Origin of the sequence: Dactylosporangium sp. NPDC000244 (genome assembly GCF_040300725.1) — a bacterium.
Classification (GTDB): Bacteria; Actinomycetota; Actinomycetes; order Mycobacteriales; family Micromonosporaceae; genus Dactylosporangium.
Window position 1 is genome coordinate 196774 of the sequence record NZ_JBEPEH010000023.1, and the last position, 7404, is coordinate 204177.

General features: G+C 73.6%; 9 protein-coding genes. All 9 read right to left on the bottom strand.

Annotated elements, in window-relative coordinates; translation table 11 throughout:
- Positions 1–3: 3 nt before the first annotated feature.
- A complete protein-coding gene (locus ABT369_RS31495; RefSeq protein WP_350617500.1) occupies positions 4–900 on the bottom strand; it encodes an ABC transporter ATP-binding protein in 897 nt (298 codons plus the stop codon).
- Positions 897–1694, bottom strand: coding sequence for an ABC transporter permease (locus tag ABT369_RS31500; protein WP_350617502.1), 798 nt, complete (start codon positions 1692–1694; stop codon positions 897–899). Before ABT369_RS31500 ends, ABT369_RS31495 begins: the two co-directional genes overlap by 4 nt.
- Positions 1687–2463: an ABC transporter permease gene (locus ABT369_RS31505; RefSeq protein WP_350617504.1), complete on the bottom strand. Its 777-nt coding sequence runs from the start codon at positions 2461–2463 to the stop codon at positions 1687–1689. Before ABT369_RS31505 ends, ABT369_RS31500 begins: the two co-directional genes overlap by 8 nt.
- A 13-nt stretch (positions 2464–2476) precedes the next feature.
- Positions 2477–3523: a hypothetical protein gene (locus ABT369_RS31510; RefSeq protein WP_350617506.1), complete on the bottom strand. Its 1047-nt coding sequence runs from the start codon at positions 3521–3523 to the stop codon at positions 2477–2479.
- 64 nt (positions 3524–3587) lie between these two features.
- Positions 3588–4163, bottom strand: coding sequence for a hypothetical protein (locus tag ABT369_RS31515; protein ID WP_350617508.1), 576 nt, complete (start codon positions 4161–4163; stop codon positions 3588–3590).
- A 53-nt stretch (positions 4164–4216) separates the two neighbouring features.
- Positions 4217–4687 (bottom strand): hypothetical protein, encoded by a 471-nt coding sequence (locus ABT369_RS31520; protein ID WP_350617510.1) that lies wholly within the window; start codon positions 4685–4687, stop codon positions 4217–4219.
- Positions 4688–4802: 115 nt separating this feature from the next.
- Positions 4803–6488 (bottom strand): protein kinase domain-containing protein, encoded by a 1686-nt coding sequence (locus tag ABT369_RS31525; protein ID WP_350617512.1) that lies wholly within the window; start codon positions 6486–6488, stop codon positions 4803–4805.
- Positions 6489–6568: 80 nt separating this feature from the next.
- Complete coding sequence (locus tag ABT369_RS31530) at positions 6569–6937, bottom strand: hypothetical protein (RefSeq protein WP_350617514.1); 369 nt, start codon at positions 6935–6937, stop codon at positions 6569–6571.
- Between the two features lie 217 nt (positions 6938–7154).
- Positions 7155–7404 (bottom strand): hypothetical protein (locus tag ABT369_RS31535; protein WP_350617516.1); only part of this gene is annotated, 250 nt, incomplete at its 5' end.

The following is a 7404-nucleotide window of genomic DNA, read 5'->3' on the forward strand; positions in this document are numbered from 1 at the left end:
CAATTAGAGCTGCCGCACCACGCCCTCGATGTCGGGCTCCTCGATCGTGAGGTCGTGCACCTGGGCCGTGGCCGCCACCGATGCCAGGATCGCGGCCACCGTCGTCGTGCCGGGCGCGAACGACAGGCGCTGGCGCAGCCCGCCGGCCTCCACGCCGACGAGCCGCGCCCCGGGCACCGCAGCCAGCGGCGGGGCCGGCTCGGCGAGGTCGAGCACGAGGATGCGCTCGGCGCCGACCTGCCGGGCCAGCGCGTCCAGTGTGCCGTCGAAGGCGAGCCGGCCGTGGTCGACGACGAGCAGCCGGTCGGTCAGCCGGCGCACGTCGCCCATGTCGTGCGTGGCGAGCAGCAGCGTGGTGCCGAGCTCGCGCTGCTCCACGAGGAAGGCGCGCAGCCGCTCCTTGCTCAGCACGTCGAGGCCGATCGTCGGCTCGTCGAGGATGAGCAGCTCCGGGGAGTGCAGCAGGGCGGCCGCCACCTCGCCGCGGATGCGCTGGCCGAGGGAGAGCTGACGCACCGGTGTGTCCAGGAAGGGGGTGAGGTCGAGCCGCTCGCCGAGCTCGGCCAGGCGGGGGCGGTGGTCGAGGCGGTGGATGGCGCCCAGCGCGCGGTACGAGTCGCGCAGCGGCAGGTCCCACCACAGCTGGCTGCGCTGGCCGAAGACGACGCCGATGCGCCGGGCCAGGCGGCGCCGCTGCCGCATCGGTTCCAGGCCGCAGGTGCGCACCGAGCCGCCGGTGGGCCGCAGGATGCCGGTGAGCATCTTGATGGTCGTGGACTTCCCGGCGCCGTTGGCCCCGATGTAGCCGACCGCCGCGCCCGGCTCGATCCCGAACGAGAGCCCGTCGACGGCGGCCACCTTGCCGAAGTGCCGCCGCAGCCCGTCCACCTCGATGATCATGATCCCGCCCCCGTGTAGTGGCGCAGCCCGGACCGCCAGCCGAGCAGCGCGACGGCCCACAGCGCCGCCGCGGCGAGCGGGGCGCACCAGCCGATCCACAGTGGAAACCCCGGCGGTGGCGGCAGCCGCAGCAGGGTCAGCGCCGGCAGGTAGGCCACGAACGCCGTCGGCACCACGAACGTGAACAGCACCCGCACCGGATCTGGGTAGATCGTGGCCGGGAACTGCGACGCGTACTGTCCACCGTAGACGAACGACGAGGTGATGTCGGCGCCGTCGACGAGCCAGAACTGCACCGCGGCCGCGGCCGTGAACAGCGCGGCGAAGATGGCCGCCCCGCTCAGCACGGTGAGCGCGACGAGGGCCACGTTCGCCGCCGTCCACCGCACGTCGAGCCGGGCCAGGACCAGCGCCGCGACGACCGCCCCGGCCGCGGTCCGCCCGAGCCGGCGCAGCGACAGCTCGGCGCTGATGAGCTGCGGCAGGACCGGCAGCGGGCGCAGCAGGAACGCGTCGAGCGTGCCGGCGCGCAGGTAGGCCGGCAGTGCGTCGAGGTGGCCGAAGAACAGGTCGGCGAGGCTCATCGAGATGTGCCCGAGCGCGAAGACGAGCAGCGCCGCCGGGAAGGTCAGGCCGCCGAGCGCGGGGACGTTGGCGAAGACGACGTACATCTCGCCCAGCCCGCTGACGGTCGCGCCCACGCTCGCGAACAGCTCGATGGCGAACGATCCGCGGTACACTGTCTGGGCCCGCACGTGCATGCGCGCCAGGGTGAGGTAGGGCCGGTCAGCCACCCTGCACCACCAGCTTGCGCGCCCCGAGCGCGAAGACGAGGCGCCCGAGGACGAGCAGACCCACGAGCCAGAGAGCCTGCGTCAGTACCGTGGCCGCCCCCGCTTTTCCCGTGAGCACGTCGATCGGCGCCTGCAGCAGCGAGGGGAACGGCGTCGCCGAGGCCAGCACGGCGAGCCAGTGCGGGAACCAGCGCACCGGCACCACGAGTCCACACAGGACATTGGACAGCACCAGGTACAGCGTCATCGGCCCGCGCAGGTCCAGCAGCCAGAACGCGCTCAGGTTGACCAGCCACCGGCACGCGAACGACAGGGCGCTCGCGATCGCCACGCTGAGCGCGCCGAGGAGGTACGGCCCCGGGACGTGCGGCAGCGCCAGCCCGGTCACGAGCGCGCCGACGAGCAGCGGCGGGATGCCCCGGGGCAGCAGCGAGAACGTGGCCCGGCCGAGGTCGGCGGCGAGGAAGGACAGCATCGGGTCGACGGGGCGGGCGAGGTCCACCGCGATGTCCCCGGAGCGGATGCGCTGCGCCAGCTCGCCCCAGCCGAAGAGGCTGATCGGCCCGGCGAGGGCCTGGCCGAGCCACACGTACGTGGCCGTGGTCGCCTGGTCGTAGCCGCCGAGCGTCCCGCCCGCGGTGGCGACGACGGCGAGCATCACCGCCGAGCGGATCAGGCCGAACACGCAGTTGGTGAACGCCGCCCCGAAGGCGGCGGTGCGGTATGCGGACCAGCGTCGGATGCCGAGCACGAAGAGGGTCGCGTACACCGGCCGGATTCTGTCAGCTCGCCAGGCGCAGATCGACCGGATTCGGGCCCGCGTCCCGCCAGTGGCGCAGCATCGGGGTGACGCTCCAGCCGAGCTCGCGCTCGCGGAGGGCGGCGTCGGCGCACCGTTCGGCCCAGCGGCGCGCGGCGCGGGGGAGCGGCCGCCCCTCGCCCAGCAGCTCGTCGCGCAGCGTGAACAGCACGGCCGCGGCGTGCTCGAACGCGGGGACCTCGCGCTCGCGGTCGCCGAGGCCGGCCATCCAGTCGAGGTCCCGGCCCGCGCAGACCGGGCAGTCGCAGGACCAGAGCCGCGGGTCGGGGCGGGTGCGTTTGGCGCGCTGGATCGCGCTGATCCGGCGGTACGACATCGTGGGCCGGAAGATCGTCGACGGCGGGCGCACCCCGTCGGCCTCGCGGGGCGCGAGGTGGCGCAGCGCGGCGACGGTGCCGACGGCCGCCGCGACCGCCCCGTGGCACAACGCGCCGAGCGAGGACAGGTCGCAGCGCAGCAGCAGGACGGGCACCCCGCAGCCGAGCACCGCCAGCAGCCCGGGCACGCACCCGTCGAGCGCGAACGGGTCGGCCCGCGCCTCCAGCACCAGCGCGACCGGCACCGCGGCGGCGCGCAGGTGGCCGGTGAGGACGTTCAGGTGGAGCCGGCCGCGCAGCCAGGCCGGGTGCAGCGGCAGCACCGCGACGGCGTCGGGGATCGCCATCGTGCGGTGCAGGATGCCGGCCAGGCCGCGCTCGTCGCCGGCGTCGACGTATCCGGAGTCGGTGAGCACCGGCAGGCCCAGCTCGCGCTGGCGGCGCAGCCAGCGCGGGTTGAACGGGGCGCTGGCCGGCAGCCGGTCCGGGCCCGCGTACCGGGCCGCGTCGAGCAGCAGCGGGGCACCGAAGCGGGCGCGTCCGCGCAGGTAGGCCGCGGTCTCGAGCAGGCCGCGCTCGTCGCCCTGGTGCGGCGCGACCACGAGCCCGCCGTGCGGCCGGTCGGCGATCGGGGCACAGCGCAGGGCCTGGTTCGTCGTGCAGTACACGAGCAGGCTCCGCGCGTCGAGCATGGCCGACCATCCCCGTCACGGTTGGTACATAGATCGTAACCAATCGTGGGGGATTCACGAACATTCATCTGGCGCAGTCGACCTCGATGACCGTCGTCGCGCTCGCGGTGCTCGGCTGCGACACGGCGATGCGCACCTGGTGATCGCCCTGGGACTGGCCGACCGTGGCCCGCGTCGTCTCGCTGAAGGTGGTGCCCGAGGCCGTCCGGCGCACGGCCGACCCTTCGTTGATCGTGTACTGCACCTGAAGCCCCGGCTGGCTCAGCGTCATGCGCACGGTGAGCTTGGTGACGAGCGTGCCGCGGCAGCTGGTGAACCGGTCCGGGTCGGCGGTCACCGTCACCGTGAGCACCCGCGGCCCGCTCGGGGTCGTCGGCGCCGCCGAGGCCGTCCGGGTCTTCGTGGCCGACGGCCGCGCCGACGCCGTGGTCCGCAGTGCGGTCGCGGGCGGCCCGATCGTCACCGAGTCCTCGGGCACGACCGGCTGCGGCGTGTCCCGCACCGCCGCCGGTGGCCGCGGCCGGTCCCCGTCGCCGGTGGTCAGCGCCACCAGCGCGATCCCGACCACGAGCACGACCGCGAGCCCGCCGCCGGCCAGCAGCGCGACCGCGCGCCGCGACAGGCCCTCCGGTGGTGGCACCGGAAAACCGTCAGGCCTCCCCGCTAACCCGTCCTCCGCTGAGCCGGGTTCGGTCATCGGGGTCCCGGGAACGAGGGCTTCGGCGGTTTGTGGGTGGTCGGCTTGCCCTCGGGCTTCGTGGTCTGCGTCGCCGGCTTGGTGGTCTTGGTGGCGCCCGGGTTGCCCGACGTCGTGGGCTTGCCGCCGGGGATGTCGTCGTTCTTCAGCTGCGGCCACGACTGGGTCGGCTGGGCGGCGTCGTCGGTCGGCCCCGGTGCGGCGGAGGACACGCTCACCACCGAGGACTCCGGGTTCGCCGCGGCGGGCGTGGCGTCCGGCCCGCTGCTGGTGCTCAGCGCCGCGACGACGAGCCCGACGATCAGCGCCAGGGCCACGCCACCGCTCGCCACGAGGATCTTGGTCTTGCGATCCATCGGGCCCGCGGCCTCGTCCTCTTCGGGCCGCGGTGGCAGCTTGATCTCGCCCGTGTACTCACCGTAGATGAATCTGGGCAGCCCGTCGCGCGTGGCGTCGTCGTCGGTCATGCGACCACCTTCCGGCAGATGACGGTCAACGTGCTGCGGTCGTAACCCTAGACGCACATCGTGGTGTGTTGCGTTGTCGCCCGGCGCAACATCCTAGACGAACGTGAGAGGTTCTCTAGGGCTTGGTGCAGGCGTTGGTGAACGTCAGCGAGTCCGTCGTGGTGCCCGGGCTGGTCACGCTCAGGGTCATCGGGAACGAGTACTTTCTGCTGCTGTCGACCCGCATGCGGTAGGTCTCGGTGTACGTCCCGTCGACCGCGGTGACCGTCTTGGCGGCCTTGCCCGTGGTCGCGAACGTCACCTTCGTGCCGGGCTGGTTCGTGGTGATCGTCACGGTCACCTGGACGTCGAGCCCGTTGCCGGAGCAGGGCCCGCTGTACGTCACCGGGTTGAGCCCGATCTTCGCCGACGTGACCGTGGCCGGCTTCGGCGAGTTCGTTGTGGGCCGGGTGGTCTTCGGCGCCCGGGTCGTGGTCGGGGGCTGCGACGACGGGGGCGGCTCGACGCTCGGTGAGGGGGAATCGTCGGACGGTGACGGGGAGGGCTCGGTGTTCACCAGGGCCGCGTCGGTGGCGGGGCTCGTCTGGGCGGCGGCCTGGTTCGCGTTCGTGGGCGTGCCGCCGTCGAGGAAGAACGCGACCGCGATGAGGAACGCGAGCACGCCGGCGCCGATGAGCGCGGCGACCTTGAGCTCGGACCGGATGCCCGGCGGCGCGGGGCGCTCGTTCTTGGCCGCCGGTGCGGCTTCACCGTGCGTTTGTGCGGCTTCGTCGGGTCTCTGTGCGGCTCCGGCGGTCCCCGGGGTGGCTTCGGCGGTCCTCGGGGTGGCTTCGGCGGTCCTCGGGGTGGCTTCGGCGGGGACGAGGGGCTGCTCCTGTGTGACGTCCGCGCTGTCGTGCCGGTGTGCGGTGCTGCCCGGGTTTGCGGCGGTTTCGCTGGTGGTGCCGGATTCGCCGGGTGTGGTGGCTTTGTCCGCGGCGTCGGGCTCGCTCGGTGTGCCGCTGAGGGCCATGGCGATCGTGGTCGCGGCGGGACCTCCGCCTGCGGTGCCGGGCTCGCTCGCGGGGTTCGATGCGTCCGTTTGCTTGGGGTTTGCGGTGACGGCGGCCGGATGTCCCGCCACGGCGGACAGCGCCCCGCGCACGGCCTCGAGCGACGGCCGGGCCTGCGGGTCCTCGTCCATGAGGGCGGCGACGATCTCGGGCGCGGCGTCGGGGGAGGCGAGCGCCAGGGTCGCCCCGAGCGAGTAGAGATCGGCCTCGGGCCCGCCCTCGCCGGTCTGGCGCCGCTCGGGCGCGACGAACGCCGGGTCGCTCAGCGGAAGGTGCCCGTCGAGCATGGCGGCGACGGCGAAGTCGGTGAGCTGGGCGGTCCCGTCCGGCGGGAGCAGGACGTTGGCCGGCTTGACGTCACCGTGCGTGATGCCCGCGGCGTGCGCGGCCGCGAGGGCGTCGAGCAGCACCAGGCCGAGCGCCGCGCCCTCGGCCGCCGGCAGCGGGCCCTCGGTGCTGACGCGTTCGCCGAGGGAGCGGCCCTCGACGAGATCCATCACGATCCACGGCCCGTCATCGGTGACGACGACCTCGTGGACCCGGACGATCGCGGGGTGCTCGACGCGCCCGGCGGCCCGCGCCTCGCGGTTCACCCGGTCGCGTTCCGCGGTCGTCATGAGCTCCGGCAGCCGTACTTCCTTGATCGCCACCATGAGCTGCCGCCGCAGGTCACGGGCGCGCCACACGATGCCCATGCCGCCCGCGCCGATCGCGTAGTCCAGCCGGTACCGGTCCGCCAGCGTTTTCAAGATCAGATCCCGCCCAGTTGCCGTGAAAGGGACATCTCAGCATGCCTGCGCCCGCCGTGCAGGTCGGGCAATCGGTTGGTTCACTCTGTCGTATAGGTGCCTGTGAGTCGAACCTCTTCGATGTCAAGTTTGCCCTGCGACTGCCTGAGCACCACTTCATCGATCGGTCGTTCATCCCGCAGACGCACGACCGTCGCCCGTTTGTGGGCCAGGGGTTGCAGCTTCAGCGTCGTGTACTGTTCGTGTTCGATTCGCTCCACACGGTCGTCTCCTTGCCGCCCTCGCGCAGGCTGCTCGTACTCCTTCCGCAGCCGCGAGACCACCAGCTCCCAGGCCCCGACATCCGGCAGCGCGTCCAGCGGATCCTGGGCCGCCGTGGCCTGGGCCAGCAGCTCCTGCCGCGGACCGTCGTCCTCGGCCAGCCGCGCCCAGCGTACGACGGCCGGCATCCAGAGCCCGAGCCCCGTTCGGCCACTGGGGAGGCTACCGCGAGCACGGCGGCGAGGGACACCACGCCCCGCAGCCCCGCGAACGCGCTCACGAGCCCGATCCGCCGATCCGCCGAGGACGCTGCTGGGGGCGCTGGTCGGGCGCGGATGGGGCCTCACGAGAACCGCAGCCGGCGCCGATGGTTTCTGTTCACCGACTCGCATTGCTGGCGCCACGTCATTCACGCAGCACCCGTCCGGCGCGCTGCGGTTCGATCGGCCGGCGCATCGCGGCGCGCAGTGGTCCGATCGGCTGGCGCATCGAGGAGTGCGGTGGTGGGCAGCCGCTCGAGGCCGCATCGGAGCGCTGCAATCCGGGCGCGCGCGGCGGTTTTGCGGCCCGTTCGGATGCCGCCCCGCGCCGCCCCGCGCCGCCCCGCGCCGCCCCGCGCCGCCCCGCGCCACCCCGCGCCGCCCCGCGCCGCCCC